Origin of the sequence: Micromonospora sp. NPDC020750, assembly GCF_044334565.1 — a bacterium.
GTDB lineage: Bacteria > Actinomycetota > Actinomycetes > Mycobacteriales > Micromonosporaceae > Micromonospora.
The window spans coordinates 553,957-571,529 of record NZ_JBIRTH010000003.1; the positions used below are offsets into that span (position 1 = coordinate 553,957).

16 protein-coding genes are annotated in these 17,573 nt (G+C 73.9%); 11 read left to right on the forward strand and 5 right to left on the reverse strand.

What is annotated here, in order from left to right:
• Window positions 1-54: 54 nt before the first annotated feature.
• Window positions 55-2,793, forward strand: coding sequence for a pyruvate dehydrogenase (acetyl-transferring), homodimeric type (aceE, locus tag ACH4T9_RS13135; protein ID WP_396671282.1), 2,739 nt, complete (start codon window positions 55-57; stop codon window positions 2,791-2,793).
• 142 nt (window positions 2,794-2,935) lie between these two features.
• On the opposite strand, the gene ACH4T9_RS13140 is transcribed toward aceE, so the two are convergent.
• Window positions 2,936-3,382 (reverse strand): SRPBCC family protein, encoded by a 447-nt coding sequence (locus ACH4T9_RS13140; protein WP_396671283.1) that lies wholly within the window; start codon window positions 3,380-3,382, stop codon window positions 2,936-2,938.
• A 254-nt stretch (window positions 3,383-3,636) separates the two neighbouring features.
• Here ACH4T9_RS13140 and ACH4T9_RS13145 point away from each other — a divergent pair, with 254 nt between their 5' ends.
• From ACH4T9_RS13145 to gltX, 3 genes are all read left to right on the forward strand, one after another.
• Window positions 3,637-4,995, forward strand: coding sequence for a GH1 family beta-glucosidase (locus ACH4T9_RS13145; protein WP_396671284.1), 1,359 nt, complete (start codon window positions 3,637-3,639; stop codon window positions 4,993-4,995).
• Window positions 4,996-4,999: 4 nt separating this feature from the next.
• Window positions 5,000-6,277 carry an MFS transporter gene (locus ACH4T9_RS13150; RefSeq protein WP_396671285.1) on the forward strand — a complete coding sequence of 426 codons (1,278 nt, stop codon included), beginning with the start codon at window positions 5,000-5,002 and terminating at the stop codon, window positions 6,275-6,277.
• 68 nt (window positions 6,278-6,345) lie between these two features.
• On the forward strand, window positions 6,346-7,755 hold the full coding sequence (gene gltX / locus ACH4T9_RS13155) for a glutamate--tRNA ligase (RefSeq protein ID WP_396671286.1): 1,410 nt from the start codon (window positions 6,346-6,348) through the stop codon (window positions 7,753-7,755).
• A gap of 133 nt (window positions 7,756-7,888) precedes the next feature.
• Here gltX and ACH4T9_RS13160 read toward each other — a convergent pair whose 3' ends face one another.
• Window positions 7,889-8,458, reverse strand: coding sequence for a copper resistance protein CopC (locus tag ACH4T9_RS13160; protein ID WP_396671287.1), 570 nt, complete (start codon window positions 8,456-8,458; stop codon window positions 7,889-7,891).
• 277 nt (window positions 8,459-8,735) lie between these two features.
• Between ACH4T9_RS13160 and ACH4T9_RS13165 the strand changes: the two genes are divergently transcribed.
• On the forward strand, window positions 8,736-9,428 hold the full coding sequence (locus ACH4T9_RS13165) for a hypothetical protein (RefSeq protein WP_396671288.1): 693 nt from the start codon (window positions 8,736-8,738) through the stop codon (window positions 9,426-9,428).
• Window positions 9,429-9,499: 71 nt separating this feature from the next.
• Here the strand turns inward: ACH4T9_RS13165 and ACH4T9_RS13170 are convergent, their stop codons facing one another.
• The 3 genes from ACH4T9_RS13170 to ACH4T9_RS13180 all read right to left on the reverse strand — a co-directional run bounded on the left by ACH4T9_RS13170 (window position 9,500) and on the right by ACH4T9_RS13180 (window position 11,501).
• The gene (locus tag ACH4T9_RS13170; RefSeq protein ID WP_396671289.1) at window positions 9,500-10,426 is read right to left on the reverse strand and encodes an NADP-dependent oxidoreductase; all 927 of its coding nucleotides are present in this window, start codon (window positions 10,424-10,426) and stop codon (window positions 9,500-9,502) included.
• A 102-nt stretch (window positions 10,427-10,528) separates the two neighbouring features.
• A complete protein-coding gene (locus ACH4T9_RS13175) occupies window positions 10,529-10,858 on the reverse strand; it encodes a hypothetical protein (RefSeq protein ID WP_396671290.1) in 330 nt (109 codons plus the stop codon).
• Between the two features lie 103 nt (window positions 10,859-10,961).
• A complete protein-coding gene (locus tag ACH4T9_RS13180) occupies window positions 10,962-11,501 on the reverse strand; it encodes a hypothetical protein (RefSeq protein ID WP_396671291.1) in 540 nt (179 codons plus the stop codon).
• 261 nt (window positions 11,502-11,762) lie between these two features.
• Between ACH4T9_RS13180 and ACH4T9_RS13185 the strand changes: the two genes are divergently transcribed.
• From ACH4T9_RS13185 to ACH4T9_RS13210, 6 genes are all read left to right on the forward strand, one after another.
• Window positions 11,763-12,938: a sensor histidine kinase gene (locus ACH4T9_RS13185; RefSeq protein WP_396671292.1), complete on the forward strand. Its 1,176-nt coding sequence runs from the start codon at window positions 11,763-11,765 to the stop codon at window positions 12,936-12,938.
• 143 nt (window positions 12,939-13,081) lie between these two features.
• A complete protein-coding gene (locus tag ACH4T9_RS13190; protein WP_396671474.1) occupies window positions 13,082-13,741 on the forward strand; it encodes a response regulator in 660 nt (219 codons plus the stop codon).
• A 58-nt stretch (window positions 13,742-13,799) separates the two neighbouring features.
• Window positions 13,800-15,029: a PucR family transcriptional regulator gene (locus ACH4T9_RS13195; protein ID WP_396671293.1), complete on the forward strand. Its 1,230-nt coding sequence runs from the start codon at window positions 13,800-13,802 to the stop codon at window positions 15,027-15,029.
• A gap of 107 nt (window positions 15,030-15,136) precedes the next feature.
• The gene (locus ACH4T9_RS13200; protein WP_396671294.1) at window positions 15,137-16,306 is read left to right on the forward strand and encodes an acyltransferase domain-containing protein; all 1,170 of its coding nucleotides are present in this window, start codon (window positions 15,137-15,139) and stop codon (window positions 16,304-16,306) included.
• Window positions 16,306-17,250 carry a beta-ketoacyl-ACP synthase III gene (locus ACH4T9_RS13205; RefSeq protein WP_387025771.1) on the forward strand — a complete coding sequence of 315 codons (945 nt, stop codon included), beginning with the start codon at window positions 16,306-16,308 and terminating at the stop codon, window positions 17,248-17,250. The genes ACH4T9_RS13200 and ACH4T9_RS13205 overlap by 1 nt, the downstream gene beginning before the upstream one ends.
• Before the next feature lie 83 nt (window positions 17,251-17,333).
• On the forward strand, window positions 17,334-17,573 hold the full coding sequence (locus ACH4T9_RS13210) for an acyl carrier protein (RefSeq protein WP_117673394.1): 240 nt from the start codon (window positions 17,334-17,336) through the stop codon (window positions 17,571-17,573).

Here is a 17,573-nt window from a genome sequence, read left to right on the forward strand (position 1 = left end):
AGGAGGCAGGATGGCATCTAGAGACCTGTCCCACACACAACCGAGGGAACGCCTGTGGCCACGGAACGCAAGCGCCCGGTGATCACCGCCGGTCTGCCGAGCCAGCTTCCGGACATCGACCCCGAAGAGACCGGCGAATGGATCGAGTCACTCGACGGAGTGATCGACGAGCGCGGAACCAAGCGCGCCCGGTACGTCATGCTGCGTCTGCTGGAGCGCGCGCGCGAGCGTCAGGTCGGGGTGCCGTCGCTGACCACCACCGACTACATCAACACCATCCCGCCGGAGCACGAGCCGTGGTTCCCGGGTGACGAGCACATCGAGCGGCGGATCCGGGCGTACATCCGGTGGAACGCGGCGATGCTGGTGCACCGCGCGCAGCGCCCCGAGATCGGCGTCGGCGGGCACATCTCCACCTTTGCCAGCTCGGCGTCGCTCTACGAGGTGGGCTTCAACCACTTCTTCCGGGGCAAGGACCACCCGGGCGGCGGCGACCACATCTTCTACCAGGGCCATGCCTCCCCCGGCATGTACGCGCGCGCGTACCTGGAGGGACGGCTCAGCGAGCACCAGCTCGACGGGTTCCGCCAGGAGCTGTCCCACCCGGGCGGCGGGCTGCCGTCGTACCCGCACCCGCGGCTGATGCCGGACTTCTGGGAGTTCCCGACGGTCTCCATGGGTCTCGGCCCGATGAACGCGATCTACCAGGCCCGGTTCAACCGGTACCTGCAACACCGGGGCATCAAGGACACCTCGCAGCAGCACGTCTGGGCGTTCCTCGGCGACGGCGAGATGGACGAGGTCGAGTCGCTCGGCGCGATCGGCGTGGCCGCCCGCGAGGAGCTGGACAACCTCACCTTCGTGATCAACTGCAACCTCCAGCGGCTCGACGGGCCGGTCCGGGGCAACGGCAAGATCATGCAGGAGCTGGAGGCGTTCTTCCGGGGCGCCGGCTGGAACGTCATCAAGGTCGTCTGGGGCCGCGAGTGGGACCCGCTGCTCGCCGCCGACACCGACGGCGCGCTGGTCAACCTGATGAACACCACGCCCGACGGCGACTACCAGACCTACAAGGCGGAGTCCGGGGCGTACGTGCGGGAGCACTTCTTCGGCCGTGACCAGCGGACCCGCAAGATGGTCGAGGGGTTCACCGACGACGAGATCTGGAACCTCAAGCGGGGCGGCCACGACTACCGCAAGCTCTACGCGGCCTACAAGGCGGCGACGGAGCACACCGGCCAGCCGACGGTGATCCTGGCCAAGACGATCAAGGGCTGGACGCTCGGCTCGCACTTCGAGGGCCGCAACGCCACCCACCAGATGAAGAAGCTGACGCTGGACGACCTGAAGCTCTTCCGCGACCGGCTCTACCTGGACATCTCGGACAAGACGCTGGAGGAGAACCCCTACCTCCCGCCGTACTACCAGCCGGGCGAGAAGTCTGACGAGATCGCGTACCTGAAGGAACGGCGGCAGCAGCTCGGCGGTTACCTGCCGTCGCGGCGGACCGCCGGCAAGGCGCTGGCGATCCCGGGCAGCGAGCGGTTCGCCGACGTCAAGCGCGGCTCCGGCAAGCAGAAGGTGGCCACCACGATGGCCTTCGTCCGTCTGCTCAAGGACGTGATGAAGGACAAGGAGTTCGGCAAGCGCTGGGTGCCGATCATCCCGGACGAGGCCCGCACCTTCGGCATGGACTCGCTCTTCCCGACGCAGAAGATCTACTCGCCGCACGGCCAGCGGTACACCTCGGTCGACCGGGAGCTGTTCCTGTCGTACAAGGAGTCGACGACCGGGCAGATCCTGCACGAGGGCATCAACGAGGCCGGCTCGGTGGCCTCGTTCACCGCCGCCGGCACCTCGTACGCCACCCACGGCGAGCCGATGATCCCGCTGTACATCTTCTACTCGATGTTCGGCTTCCAGCGCACCGGCGACGGCTTCTGGGCGGCGGCCGACCAGATGGCGCGGGGCTTCGTGCTCGGCGCGACCGCCGGGCGGACCACGCTCAACGGCGAGGGCCTCCAGCACGAGGACGGCCACTCGCTGCTGCTCGCCGCCACCAACCCGGCGGTGGTCGCCTACGACGCGGCGTTCGCGTTCGAGCTGGCGCACATCGTGGAGAACGGCCTGCACCGGATGTACGGGGAGCAGCCGGAGAACATCTTCTACTACCTGACCATCTACAACGAGCCGATCCACCAGCCGGCGGAGCCGGCGGACGTGGACGTGGAGGGCCTACTCAAGGGCATCTACCGCTACTCCCCCGCCCCGCAGGTCGACGGCCCGAAGGCCAACATCCTGGCCTCCGGCACGGGCATGCAGTGGGCGCTCAAGGCCCAGCAGCTGCTCGCCCAGGACTGGGGGGTGGCCGCCGACGTGTGGTCGGTGACCTCCTGGGCCGAGCTGCGCCGCGACGCGGTGCAGTGCGAGGAGCACAACCTGCTCAACCCGGGCGCGGAGCAGCGGGTGCCGTACATCCAGCAGAAGCTGGCCGACGCCGACGGCCCGAAGGTCGCGGTCAGCGACTGGATGCGCGCGGTGCCGGACCTGATCGCCCGCTGGGTACCGGGCGACTACACCTCGCTCGGCACGGACGGGTTCGGCATGTCGGACACCCGGCACGCGCTGCGCCGGCACTTCCACGTCGACGCCGAGTCGGTGGCGGTCGCGACGCTGCGGCAGCTCGCGCTGCGCGGCGTGGTGCCGGCCACCGTCCCGGCCGAGGCGGCCAAGAAGTACGCGATCGAGGACGTGAACGCCGCCCCGGTCGGCGAGACCGGCGGCGACAGCTAGGACTCCGGAACGGAAGGGCCCGGCGCGGTGGTCACCGCGCCGGGCCCTTCGTCTTCCCCACCCCGGACAGGGCGATGGTCCGGCATCCCTGGCGGGGACGCCGGACCATCTCCATCGCGGGTGACGCCGGGACGGACCCGAGTCAGCCGACGGCGGCCAGATCGGTGAGCCGGGCCAGCGAGTCCTCCAGGTCGGCGCCGACCCGACGCAACCCGAGCCGGAGCAGGGCGGCCTTGACCGGGCCGGCCGGCCAGCGTACGACGATGAGCCGCACGACGGTCCCGCCCTCCTCCTCGTCTCCGGTGAGCTGGACGTAGATCTCGGTCCGGGCCTCGGCCCGGGCCCCGGCGCCCTTGGCACGCTCCCGCCAGCCGATCAGGTTCGGCTCCTGGTAGGCGATCACCTCGGCCTCGTGCGCCGACCCGCGCCCGGCCTGGACCAGCTGCCGGCGACCGAAGCCCTCCCCCGAGAGCACCTCGGCCGCACGGACCCCCGCCAGCCAGGCCGGTAACTGCTCGGCCCGCTGGACGACTTCCCAGACCGCTTCCACCGGCGCCGCCACGTGCGTACTGCGTTCCACGAGGATCATTTTCGTTCTTTCCCCCACTGAGGACATCCGCGATATTCCGCACTCTATGCATGAAAACGGACTTACTAGGACTTCTTCGGAAAAGACACGCCGAAAACCCTTGCGCGCCGATCGCCGGCCGCCTATGGCGCGATCGACGGTCGGGGGCCTAGAGTCCGAACACGTTTCGCGTTTCGCGGCGTCCTGCGGGTCGCGCTCCCGGCGTCCCCGCGGACCCGCGAACGCCGTCGGTTCTCGACCCGCCTGGAGGGTGCATGACCACCGAGCCGCTGCCCGAGTTCCCGGCCGGATTCCGCTGGGGCGTCGCCACCGCCGCCTACCAGATCGAGGGTGCGACGACCGCCGCCGGACGCGGGCCGTCCATCTGGGACACCTTCGCGCACACGCCGGGGCTGGTCGCCGACGGCAGCACCGGCGACGTCGCCTGCGACCACTGGCACCGGACCGGTGAGGACGTCGCGCTGATGGCCGGGCTCGGCGTGTCGGCGTACCGGTTCTCGGTCGCCTGGCCCCGGGTCCAGCCCGGCGGCACCGGCCCGGCCAACGCCGCCGGCCTGGACTTCTACGACCGGCTCGTCGACGACCTCGCCGCCGCCGGCATCGACCCGGTCGCCACCCTTTACCACTGGGACCTGCCGCAGCCGCTGGAGGACGCGGGCGGCTGGCTGAACCGGGACACCGCCGCCCGGTTCGCGGAGTACGCCGACCTGGTGGCCGCCCGGCTCGGCGACCGGGTCAAGCTGTGGATCACCCTCAACGAGCCGTTCGTGCAGATGAGCCTCGGCTACGGCACCGGCCAGCACGCCCCCGGCCGGACGCTGCTGTTCGACGCGTTCCCGGTGGCCCACCACCAGCTCCTCGGGCACGGCCTGGCCGTCGCCGCGCTACGCGCCCACACCACGAGCCCGGTGGCCATCACCAACAACTACTCGCCCGTGCGGGTGGCCGGCGACACCGACGCCGACCGGGCCGCCGCCGACGCGTACGACGCGCTGCACAACCGGCTGTTCACCGACCCGCTGCTCGGCCTCGGCTACCCCGACGTCCCGGGGGCCGACACGGGGGCCGTCCGCGACGGAGACCTCGCGGTGATCGCCGCACCGATCGACGTGCTCGGCGTCAACTACTACAACCCGACCGGCGTACGGGCCCCCGACGCGGACTCGCCGCTGCCGTTCGAGCTGGTGGAGCTGACCGGGTACCCGCGCACCGCGTTCGACTGGCCGGTCGTGCCCGAGGGGCTGCGCGAGCTGCTCACCGGCCTGCGCGACCGGTACGGCGACCGGCTGCCGCCGATCCAGGTCACCGAGAGCGGCTGCGCCTACGACGACGCGCCGGACGCCGACGGCCGGGTCCACGACCCGGAGCGGATCACCTACCTGGACGGACACCTGCGCGCCGTGCGGGCGGCGATCGACGACGGCGTGGACGTGACCGGGTACTTCGTCTGGTCGCTGCTGGACAACTGGGAGTGGGCGGAGGGCTTCACCAAGCGCTTCGGCCTGGTACATGTCGACTTCGCCACCGGAGCCCGCACGCCCAAGTCGTCGTACGCCTGGTTCCGCGACGCCGTCACCCAGCCGGCGGGCCCCGCGACACCGAGCGCGGAGTAGGGCCGTGACCACCGTCGACCCGCTGCCGGCCGCACTGCCGGCGGCGCTCGCCGAGCCGATCGCGCCGGTGCGGCGGGGCTGGATCGCGCTGATCTTCGCGGCGAACCTCGGGGTGTGGATGGCCTTCTTCACCCCCATCCAGGTGCTGCTGCCCCAGCAGATCGAGCGGATCGCGCCGGGCAACAAGGAGGCCATGTTCGCCGTGGTCACCGGCCTCGGCGCGCTCGCCGCCGTGCTGGCCAACCCGCTCGCCGGGGCGCTGTCGGACCGGACCTGCCTGCGGCTGCGCGGCCGTGAGCTGGGCCGCCGGCACGTCTGGACGGCCGGCGGCGCGGTCCTCGGGGCGCTCGCCCTGGTGCTGCTGGCCCGGCAGAACACGATCGCCGGGGTGGCGGTGGGCTGGGTGGCCGCCCAGGTCTGCTTCAACGCGATGCTGGCCAGCCTCACCGCCGGCATCCCGGACCGGGTGCCGGTGGTGCAGCGCGGTGGCGTCTCCGGCTGGATCGGCATCCCGCAGTCGCTCGGCCTGGTGCTCGGCGCGGTGCTGGTGACCGCCCTGGTGACCGGCAACGCCGCCGGGTACGCCGCAGTCGCGCTGGCCGTGCTGCTGCTGTCGCTGCCGTTCGCGCTGCTCACCGCCGACGACCCGCTGCCCCGGGAGCACCGCCCGGCGCTGCGGCTGCGCACGCTGCTCGCCTCGATGTGGATCAGCCCGCGCCGGCACCCCGACTTCGCCTGGGCCTGGATCACCCGGTTCCTGGTCCAGCTCGGCAACGCGCTGGGCACCCTGTACCTGCTGTACTTCCTCACCGACGGGGTGCGCCACCCCGATCCCGAGGGCGGGCTGCTGATCCTGATCCTGCTCTACACCCTCGGGATGATCCTCACCGCCGTGGTCGCCGGCCGGCTGTCCGACCGGTCCGGGCGACGGAAGGTCTTCGTGATCGCCTCGGGCCTGGTGATGGCGGTGGCCGCGACGCTGCTGGCCGTCGCCCCGGTCTGGTCGATGGCCATGGTCGCCGCGCTGCTGCTCGGCGCGGGCTACGGCGTCTACCTGTCCGTCGACGCGGCGCTGATCACCGAGGTGCTGCCGACGGCCACCGACCGGGCCAAGGACCTCGGGGTGATCAACATCGCCAACTCCGCGCCGCAGGTGCTCGGCCCGGCGCTGTCCGCCCCGCTCGTGGTGCACCTGGGCGGCTACCCCACCCTGTACGCGGCCACCGCGGCGGTCACCCTGCTCGGCAGCGTCCTGGTGGTCAAGATCCGCTCGGTGGCCTGACCCGTCGGGAGGGGGTGGCCCGGCCCCCCTCGCGAAAGCCGCTGGCCAATCGCCGTAGGCTGGGGGACGTGACGGTACGTGTACGCTTCGCCCCTTCCCCGACCGGTATGTTCCACGTCGGCGGTGCCCGCTCGGCCCTGCAGAACTGGATCTACGCCAAGCAGCAGGGCGGGGTGTTCGTGCTCCGCATCGAGGACACCGACGCGGCCCGCAACAAGCCGGAGTGGACCGAGGGCATCCTCTCGGCGCTGGACTGGATCGGCATCGCCCGGGGCAGCTACGAGGGCCCACACTTCCAGTCTTCGTACGCCGGGGAGCACCGCGCCGCCGCCCAGCGCCTGTTCGAGGCCGGCCGGGCGTACTACTGCGACTGCACCCGCGACGCCGTGCAGGCCCGCACCGGCTCCCAGTACCAGGGCTACGACGGCTTCTGCCGCGACCGGGGGCTGGAACCGGGCGAGGGTCGGGCGCTGCGCTTCCGGACCCCCGACTCCGGCGAGACCGTGGTGGTCGACCTGATCCGCGGCGAGCCGACCTTCGAGAACAAGCTGATCGAGGACTTCGTCATCGCCCGGGGCGACGGCTCGCCGGTGTTCCTGCTGGCCAACGTCGTCGACGACATGACCATGGGGATCACCCACGTGATCCGGGCCGAGGAGCACCTGCCCAACACCCCGAAGCAGCAGCTTCTCTGGGACGCCCTCGGGGTCACCCCACCGATCTGGGCGCACGTGCCGGTGGTGGTCAACGAGAAGCGGCAGAAGCTGTCCAAGCGGCGGGACAAGGTCGCCCTGGAGGCGTTCCGGGACGAGGGCTACCTCGCCGACGCGATGCGCAACTACCTGATGCTGCTGGGCTGGGCGCCGTCCGGCGACCGGGAGATCGTGCCCTGGTCGGTGATCGAGGAGGAGTTCCGGCTGGAGGAGGTCAACCCCTCCCCCGCGTTCTTCGACGAGAAGAAGCTGCGCGCGTTCAACGGCGACTACATCCGGGCGCTGCCGGTGGACGAGTTCGTCGCGGCCTGCCAGCCGTGGCTGACCGGCACCGACACCATCGCCCCGCCGCCGTGGCAGCCGGAGGAGTTCGACGCGGACGCGTTCGACGCGGTCGCCCCCCTGGCCCAGACCCGGATCGCCGTGCTCAGCGAGATCGTGCCGAACGTCGACTTCCTCTTCCTGGCCTCACCGCTGATCGACGAGGCGGCCTGGGCCAAGGCGATGAAGGAGGGCGCGGCCGAGCTGCTGGACGCGGCGGTGGTCGCGTTCGAGGCGCTCCAGGCGTGGGACGCCGACTCGCTGAAGGCGACGCTCGAGGCGGTCGGCGCGGAGCGTGGACTCAAGCTCGGCAAGGCTCAGGCACCGGTCCGGGTCGCGGTCACCGGCCGCACCGTGGGCCTGCCGCTGTTCGAGTCGCTGGAGGTCCTCGGCCGCGAGCGCTCCCTCACCCGGCTGCGCGCCGCGCGTCTCCGCCTGCCCTGACCTGACATGCGAAGGGGCCCGCCGGTGACCCGGCGGGCCCCTTCGCCGTCAGCGCCCGGGCGTGCCCGGGGCAAGGCCCCTTCGCCGTCAGCGCCCGGGCGCACGCCAGCTCAAGGGCGGGGCGTGCGGCGGATCAGGGGCGGGGCGCGCGGCGGCGCAGCAGGAGGCCGGCGGCGAGGGCCGCGAGGACGACGAGCCCGCCGAGCGCCCACAGCCAGCCGGCACCGCCGCCGTCGTCGTCGTCGTCGGAGCGTTCGGCGGCGGCCGGGGCAGCCGCCGGCGGGCTCGTCGTGGCAGGCGGTGACGACGGCGCGGCCGTCGGGGCGGCGCTCGCTGTCGGGGGCGACGACGGGGGCTGGGCCGGGGTGCCGGTGGTGAGGGTGAACCGCACCTCGCCCTTGACCGGGTGGCCGTCGCCCGAGGCGACCTGGTACCCGACGACGTAGAGGCCGGCGGCGCCAGGCGCGAACGGGACGCTCACCCGGCTTCCGGAGAAGGTGGGCTCGCCCCCGAGCGCGGCCACGTTGTCCGGACCGGTAACTGTGATCTTCGTCGTACCCGGGTCCGGCTTCGCCAGGAAGCGAAGCTCGATCCGGGCCGGCGCGGCGGCCACCCGCGCGCCGTTCTCCGGGTTGCTGCCGGTCAGCGAATTGTGCGCCGAAGCCGGCGCCGCCGGGAACGCCAGCGACACACCGAGCGCCACGCCGAGAACCACTACCCAGGTACGCGCCACACGTGGGAACGTGCCCCCCATGAACCCCTCCGGAAAGGTACTATCCGCCCGCTAATCAACGGCTGATGATTAGTCGGCCCAGGATCGCAGATAGTTCCAATTCCCGATCCAGTAGCTGCAACTGATCGACGTTCCGCACAGTCTTAGAGGTGGGCACCCGCCCAGGGGGCAGGGTCACCGCCGTCGACCGACCAGCGCGTGACCCGCAGTGAAGCCATCCAAATCGAAACGGGGCGAGGAGGCGGCGATGGTCCGACAGGTGAGGCGGCTGATCGCGTTGGCCGCAGGGGCGCTGCTGGCGGCGGTCCTCACGGGACCGGCCCACGCGGGCGGTCCGGCGCAGACCGCCGGCCCGGCGCGGGTCGCGGTGCCGGCCGCCCCGAAACCGCAGCCGGCCGGCGTGGACATCACCGGCGACCGGCTCCCCGAGCCGCTGCGGCTGCGGGCCGCCACCCACCCCGCCGCGGTGCTCGCGGTCATCGACCAGGTGAGCTGGCTGGGTCGCACCGGCTCGCCCTCCGGCCCGGCCGCGAAGAACCTCGGCCCGAAGTACACGGTCGTGGTGTTCGCCGGGGAGATCGCCACCCAGACGTACGACCTGTATCCGCTGGCCAAGGGCGGTCCGCGGGTGTACCGGCCGGCGAAGCAGCCGGGCCCGTCCCCCAAGGCGAAGGCCGGCTGGTTCCTCGGCCGGCTGAACATGTCGGAGAGCCTGCGCACGGCCGGGGTGCCGCTGGAGCGGCAGCTCGACACGGTCGGCGGGGGCGGCGTCGGCGGCGGCGAGCGGGTGAACCCGGACGAGTCGCTGAACCCGGGCCGGGACCTCGACGAGACCCTCGGCGAGTTGCAGCGGCTGCTGCTGCTCAACGTCGGGGTGATGCTGGTGATCACCCTCGGGCTGGCCGGGATCGCGCTGCTGATCCGCCGCCGCACCCGCTGAGCCGCACCGCTGAGCCGCACCGCCGAGCCGCCTGAGCTGCCCGAGCGCTACCCGGCCGGGCGGTCGGCGGGTCAGACCTCCAGGACCACCTTGCCCCGGACGTGCCCCTGCTCGACCAGTCGCTGCGCCTCGGCGGCCTGGTCCAGCGGAAACGTCCGTGCCACATGGACGGTGAGCCGGCCGGCGTCGACCAGCCCGGCCAGGACGCTCAGGTCCGTCGTGGACGGCCTGACGAACAGGTAGCTGCCGCCGAGGCGGGTGACGTGTTCGGGGTCGGCGGTGGAGACCAGCCGGGCGGGGCGGGTCAGCAGCTCGGCCGAGACGTCCAGCGCCGCCCCGCCGAACAGGTCCAGGGCCACGTCCACCCCGTCGGGCGCGACCGCGCGGACCCGGTCGAGCAGCCCGTCGCCGTAGCTGACCGGCTCCGCGCCGAGCGACCGGACGAAATCGTGGTTGGCCTCGCCGGCCGTGCCGATCACCTTGCCGGCGCCGAGCGCCCGGGCGATCTGGACGGCGAGGTGCCCGACCCCGCCGGCCGCGCCGTGCACCAGCACGGTGTCCCCCGCCCCGGTACGGGTGAGCTGGAGCGCCTGGTACGCGGTGAGCCCGGCCAGCGGCAACCCGGCCGCCTCGGCCCAGGACGCGCGGACCGGCTTGTCCGCCACCGTCCGCTCCGGGGCCGGCACCAGCTCCGCGTACGTGCCGTGCTGGAGGTCGTCGCGGCGGACGTACCCGATCACCTCGTCGCCCACGGCGAACCCGGCCACCGCCGGGCCCACCGCGGCCACGACGCCGGCCGCATCCCAGCCGGGCACCAGCGGGAAATGGGCGGGGATGGCCGCAGCGAGGTGCCCCTCGCGGATCTTCCCGTCGACCGGGTTGACGCCGGCCGCGCGCACCCGCACCAGCACCGTGTCCGGCCCGACCGGCGGGTCGGGCAACTCCCGCACGGCGAGCCGGTCGGCGGGGCCGTACGCGTCGATCGCGATCGCCTTCACCCTGTTCACGCTAGCCGCTGCGGGGTCACCGCGGGGCTGGCACGGGTGGGCTCGCGGACCCGCGCCACGGGGCGGGGTTGGCGGCGGGCCGTCAGGCCGCTGTCAGCACCAGCGGCGCGGCGGGCGCTCCCGGCGGACCGCCCGGTGCCGGGGGCGGACCGGGCCGTGCCGGTGCGCGCCGGCCCAGCCGGGCAGGTCGCTGCAGCAGGCCGCCGCGCGGCCCAGCTCGTCGGCGAGTGGCTCGGGGGTGCGCTGGCGGGGCACCGGCGCGTCGTCCTCGACCCGCTCGGCGGCCCGGCCGGAGGTCGGCTCGACGGGGTGGACCGGGCCGGTGAGCCGGCGGTGGTGCTCGGCCGCCGGCTGGGGGTCGTGGTGGCCCGGCCGGCGGGTCTCCCCCTGGGCGCAGCCGTACTCGGCCTCCCCGTGCGCCATCCCCGGTCTCCTCATGCTCGCCGTCGCGCCTGGCCGGTCGTGGCCCGCGTGCCCTGTCACCGTACTGGGGCGGGCCGACGAGTCGTGCGGCGCGTACCCCACCTCAATGCTTGGGGCGACGCGGGAAGATCGTCTCCCAGACCGGGAAGGCGACCAGCCAGATCCCGATGGCGAGGGTGAGTTTCTGGATCCAGTTCCACAGCTCACGGGTGCGTTCGGCGTCGTCCACGTAGAGGATCGCGGCACCGAGCAGCGCGCAGGCGACGGCCCAGCCGAGCAGCCCCTTGCCCCACTCCCGCCACTCGTAACGGGTGCGCGCCCAGCCGTGCCGGGGCGGCCGGACCGGGGGCGGGCCGCCGGCGAACCGATGGGCGAAGCGCTGGTCGGCCCAGCGGATCATCGAGTGTCCGAAGGCCACCGAGAAGCCCAGGTAGGCGGCGGCCAGGCCGTGCGTGACGTCCGCGGTGGCGCCGCGCCGCAGGTCCAGCGCGGTCGCCGCGAGCAGCACCAGGTCGACCAGGGGTACGCAGATCAGCAGCGCCGCGCCGAGGCGCGGCCGACGCAGCGGGTAGCGGGCCACCAGCCCCGCCGCGAGCACCACCCAGAACCCGATCTCGCACCCGATGATGACCGCGACCAGCACGCCGACCTCCCCGTTCGTCGGGGTCCAGCATGTCGCCCGTCGCGGGCCCCGGCGTCGGCGCGGACGGTGAGATCCGGGTCCGCCGAAGGACGTACCCGGTCGGGCGCGTAGGGGCCGCCAGGCGGCCGGGGCGACGCCGGGCACCTGCGCCTGGCCGCCGTCATGACCCCGGTGTACGGCTGAGCCGTACCTCCTTCGGCGGACCACGGCCTCGTGCCGTGGGCGGAGCCGGGGCGGCGGCGGGTGTGGTGGGATCGGGCCATGCGACCGCCACCCTGGCTCGGCTCCGGGACCCTTGGCCGGGATCTGGCGCTGGCCGGCGCCTCCCTGGCGGGCGGGCTGGCGCTGCTCAGCCTCGGCATGCACCTGGCGATCACCCCGCGCACCGACGTGCCGACGGCGGCCTTCCTGCCGTCGCTGCTGGCCGTGTCGGTGGCGGTCGGCCTGCGCCGGGTGGCCACCCGCACCGGCCTGGCCCTCGGCACGGTGGCGCTGGTCGTCGACGTCGCCCTCGGCACCACCCTCGGCACCGCGCTGATCTACACCCAGGTGGTCTACGACTCCTGCGTGTACGGCCCGCCCCGGCTGTGGCGGTGGCTGTTGCGGGTCGCCGTGGCGCTCAGCCTGCTCGCCGCCGGCGCCGGGACGCTGCTGACCGGTGACTGGCGTGGGGTGGCGCTCGCCGTGCCGGTGGTGCTGGTCGCGGTCCTGCCGGTGCTGACCGGCATCAGCGTGCGGCAGTACCGGGACCAGGCCGCGGCGGAGCGGGCCCGGGCCGAGCAGACCGCCCGGCTCACCGAGCTGGACCGGCGGGAGGCGGTCCGCGCCGAACGGTCGCGGATGGCCCGGGAGCTGCACGACGTGGTGGCCAACCACCTCAGCGCGGTGGCCATCCACGCCACCGCCGCGCTCTCCGTGCCGGGGCTGGACCGGGCGCAGGTGAACTCGGCGCTGCGGGTCATCCGGGAGAGCAGCGTGCAGGGCATGGCGGAGATGCGCCAGCTCATCGGGCTGCTGCGGGAGCCGACGGCGGGGGCGGCCGAGGAGGCGACCCGGGTCCGCCTCGACGAGCTGGACCGGCTGGTGGACCGGATGCGGGCCGCCGGGCTGGCGGTGCGGGCCGAGGTGACCGGCGGGCCGCGTCCGCTGCCGGTGGGGGTGGACCTGGCGGCGTACCGGATCGTGCAGGAGTCGTTGACCAACGCGCTGAAGCACGGCGCGGGCGAGGCGGAGCTGATCGTGACGTACCGGCCGGCGGAGGTGGTGGTGACCGTGGCGAACCCGGTCCAGGCGGGCGGCGGCGGGCTGGCCGGGGCGGGCGCCGGCCTGATCGGGATGCGCGAGCGCGCGGTGCTGCTGGGCGGCGAGTTCGCCGCCGGCCCGGCCGACGGGCGCTGGCGGGTGCGGGCGGCGCTGCCCACCGGGGAGCCGACGTGAGCGGCCCGGGCGCGACGGGCCCCGGCCGCGGAGGCAACGCCGTGAGCGGCCCGGGGGTCGCCGGCCCCGGCCAAGAGGGCAACGCCGTGAGCGGCCCGGACGTCGCCGGCCCCGGCCGAGGGGGCGACGGCGCGGACGGTCCGGTGCGGGTGGTCCTCGCCGACGACCAGGCGGCGGTGCGGTCCGGGCTGGCGCTGATCCTGGCCGGCACGCCGGGGATCGCGGTGGTCGGCGAGGCCGCCGACGGGGAGGAGGCGGTGCGGCTCTGCGCCGAGCTGCGCCCCGACGTCGCCGTGCTGGACGTGCGGATGCCCCGCCTGGACGGCATCTCCGCCACCCGGGAGATCGTCGCCGGCCGGCTCGCCGACGTGCTGGTGCTGACCACCTTCGACCTCGACGAGTACGTGTTCGGCGCGCTGCGGGCCGGGGCGGCCGGCTTCCTGCTGAAGGACACCGACGCGGGCACTCTGGTCGCCGCCGTCCGGACGGTGGCCCGGGGTGAGGGATTCATCGCCCCGGCGGTGACCCGGCGGCTGATCAGCGCGTTCGCGGCCACCGCTCCGGGGGCGTCTGCCGCCGTCCGGGAGGCGGTGGCCGGCCTGACCGCCCGGGAGCGGGACGTGCTGGCCTGCCTCGGGCTGGGCCTGTCCAACCAGCAGCTCGCCGACCGGCTGGCGATGGCGGAGAGCACCGCCAAGACCCACGTCAGCCGGATCCTGGCCAAGCTCGACCTGCGCAGCCGCGTCCAGGCCGCGATCCTGGCGCAGGAGCTGGCCCTGCCGGCCCCGCCGCCGAGGGGGTGAGCGCCCGCGCCACCGGTGCCGTTGACCGGGGCCCCCGGCCTTCTGAGAGGCTGGGGGGGTGAGCGAGCCGGGCGGGATCGAGCTGTCGGCCACGCTGCGCCGGATCGAGCGGGCGGCGGGGGCGCTGGCCACCGCCAGCGTGGCCCGGATGGACGAGACGCTGCCCTGGTTCCGGGCGCTCCCGGCCGACCAGCGCTCCTGGGTGATGCTGGTGGCCCAGGCCGGTGCCCGGTCGCTGGTGCAGTGGCTGCGTGAGGGCGGCGGCTCGGCCGACAGCACCCAGGAGGTCTCCGACGAGGTCTTCGCCACCGCGCCGCAGGCGCTGGCCCGCTCGATCAGCCTCCAGCAGACGGTGGCACTGGTCAAGGTGACCATCGAGGTGGTGGAGGAGCAGGTCGGCGCCCTGGCCGCCGAGGGCGAGGAGCAGCGGCTGCGGGAGGCGGTGCTGCGGTTCTCCCGGGAGATCGCCTTCGCCGCCGCCCGGGCGTACGCGCGGGCCGCCGAGTCGCGCGGCTCCTGGGACGCGCGGTTGCAGGCCCTGCTGGTGGACGCCCTGCTGCGCGGGGACTCCCCGGACGTGCTGGCCAGCCGCGCCGCCGCGCTGGGCTGGTCGGACGCCCCGCCGGTCGCGGTCGCGGTGGGCCGCTCCCCCGGCGGCGAGGTGGCCGCCGTGCTGCACACCGCGTACCGGCTGGCCCGGCGGATCGGGGTGGAGATGATCGGCGGGGTGCACGGCGACCGGCTGGTGATCGTGCTCGGCGGGGCGGCCGACCCGCTTTCCGCCGCCGGGACGCTGCTGCCCGCGTTCGGTGCCGGCCCGGTGGTGGTGGGCCCGGCGGTGCCGAGCCTGGACGAGGCGACGGACTCGGCCCGCGCCGCGCTGGCCGGGTTCCGGGCTGCCCCGGCCTGGCCCACCGCGCCGCGCCCGGTGCCGGCGGCCGACCTGCTGCCCGAGCGGGCCCTGGCCGGCGACGCCGAGGCCCGCCGTCTGCTGCGCCACGACGTGTACGCGCTACTGGCCCGCGCCAGCGGCGAGCTGTTGGACACCCTGGACGCGTTCTTCGCCGCCGGCGGGACGCTGGAGAGCGCCGCCCGGGCGCTGTTCGTGCACCCCAACACGGTGCGCTACCGGCTGCGGCGGATCGCCGAGGTGACCGGGTTCTCGCCGCTGGTCCCCCGGGACGCGTTCGCCCTCCAGGTGGCCCTGACCGTGGGCCGGCTCGACCCGGTGGTGCCCCTGCTCGCAAATCAGCCGGTAAGCGCCACGAGCCGGCAAAAGTCCACATAACGACTATCACCGTTGCCGATCTTTGTAGGGTTCCTCCAAAGGTTCTAGTGCGGTTTGGTGTCGGTCAGTAGCACCGTGACCGGCGAGTATCCGGAAGAGTCATATCCGTGCTCGCCGTACTCTCACCCGGACAGGGTTCCCAGAAACCCGGCTTCCTGACACCCTGGCTCGACCTGACCGGCGCCGAGGCACGGCTGCGGTGGTGGTCGGTGCTGGCCGGCGTCGACCTGGTCCACCTCGGTACGGCGGCCGACGCCGACGAGATCAAGGACACCGCCCGCACCCAGCCGCTGCTGGTCGCCGCGGCGCTGCTCGCGGCCGAGCACCTGCCGATGCACGACGTCGCACTCACGGTCGGGCACAGCGTCGGCGAGCTGGGCGCGGCGGCGCTCGCCGGGGTCTTCCCCGCCGAGACCGCGATCACCCTCGCCGGGGTGCGCGGCCGGGAGATGGCAGCGGCGTGCGCGCTGGAGCCGACGGGCATGGCCGCGGTGCTGGGCGGGGACACCGAGGAGGTGCTCGCCGCCCTCGACAGGCACGGGCTGGAGCCGGCCAACCGCAACAGCGCCGGGCAGATCGTCGCCGCCGGCTCGCTCGACGGGCTGGACAAGCTCGCCGCCGAGCCGCCCGCGAAGGCCCGGGTGGTCCGGCTGAAGGTGGCCGGCGCGTTCCACACCCCGTACATGGCGCCGGCGGAGGCCGCTCTGGGCGCGGTGGCCGCCGGGATCACCCCGGCCGACCCGGCCCGGATCCTGCTGTCCGACCTCGACGGCGCGGCGGTCAACCACGGCCGGGAGATGGTGCAGCGGCTGGTCCGCCAGGTCACCTCGCCGGTGCGCTGGGACCTGTGCATGCGCACCCTCGCCGACCTCGGCGTCACCGGGGTGATCGAGCTGCCGCCGGCCGGCACCCTCGCCGGCCTGGTCAAGCGGGAGCTCAAGGAGTCGGGCCTGCCCGAGATCGTCACCCTGAACACGCCGGCCGACCTGCCGGCCGCACGGGACCTGATCGCCCGGCACGGGACGGCCCCGGGCCACAGGCCGACCAGGCAGTTCCGGGTCGTCGTGTCCTCCGCGGCGGGCACCTTCGAGCCCGCCGCAGGGCTGGCCGAGGGCGAGTCGCTGCGCACCGGTCAGGTGATCGGGCACGTCGCCACCCGGCAGGGCCAGGTCGAGGTGACCGCGCACGACAGCGGCGCACTCACCGAGTGGCTCGCCCACCACGCCGACCCGGTCGCGCCGGGCCAACCGCTCGCCCGGATCGGGGGTCAACACTGATGACCGGCAGCCGGATTCTCGCGCTGGGGCACTACCAGCCGTCCCGGGTCGTCACCAACGACGACCTCGCCCAGTTCGTCGAGACCAACGACGAGTGGATCCGGGACCGGGTCGGCATCGCCAGCCGGCGGATCGCCGGCGACGAGACGGTGGCCGACATGGCGGCGGCCGCCGCCGACAAGGCCCTGGCGAACTCCGGGCTCACCGCCGCCGACATCGACCTCGTCGTGGTGGCCACCTGCACCTCGATCGACCGCAGCCCGAACGTGGCCTGCCGGGTCGCCGCGAAGCTCGGCATCACCGCGCCGGGCGCGTTCGACCTCAACACCGCGTGCTCGGGCTTCGCCTACGCGCTGGGCACCGTCGACCACGCGATCCGGGCCGGGGCGTCGCGGAACGCGATCGTCATCGGGGCGGAGAAGCTGTCCGACTTCACCGACTGGACCGACCGCTCCACCTGCATCATCTTCGCCGACGGCGCCGGCGCCGCGGTGGTCACCGCCACGGCCGAGGGCGAGCCGGCCGGGGTGGGCCCGGTGGTCTGGGGCTCGGTCCCGGACAAGGGCGACGCGGTACGCATCGAGGGCTGGCGGCCGTACGTCAAGCAGGAGGGCCAGACGGTGTTCCGCTGGGCCACCACCGAACTGGCCCCGCTGGCCCTGCGGGCCTGCGAGCGGGCCGGGGTCGCCCCGTCGGAGCTGGCCGCGTTCGTGCCGCACCAGGCCAACACCCGGATCATCGACGGCATCGCCAAGCGGCTCGGCATCCCCAACGCGATCATCGCGAAGGACCTCATCGAGTCGGGCAACACCTCGGCGGCGAGCGTGCCGCTGGCGCTGTCCAAGCTCGTCGAGCGCCGGGAGGTGCCTTCCGGCGCCCCGGTCCTGCTCTTCGGCTTCGGCGGCGGCCTGACCTACGCCGGTCAGGTCGTCCGCTGCCCCTGACGTCCGGCCCCTCCCGGGGCCGTTCGCACGCCGCCGGCACGCGCCGCGCAGCGAGTCCAACCATCGAGAGGAACGCACCAACCATGACCCGTGACGAGATCACCGCCGGCCTCGCCGAGATCCTCGAAGAGGTTGCCGGGGTGAACCCGGACGACGTGGCCGAGGGCAAGTCCTTCACCGACGACCTCGACGTCGACTCGCTCTCCATGGTGGAGGTCGTGGTCGCCGCCGAGGAGAAGTTCGGCGTCAAGATCCCCGACAACGAGGTGCAGAACCTGAAGACCGTAGGCGACGCCGTCAGCTTCATCGAGGCGCAGGCCTGA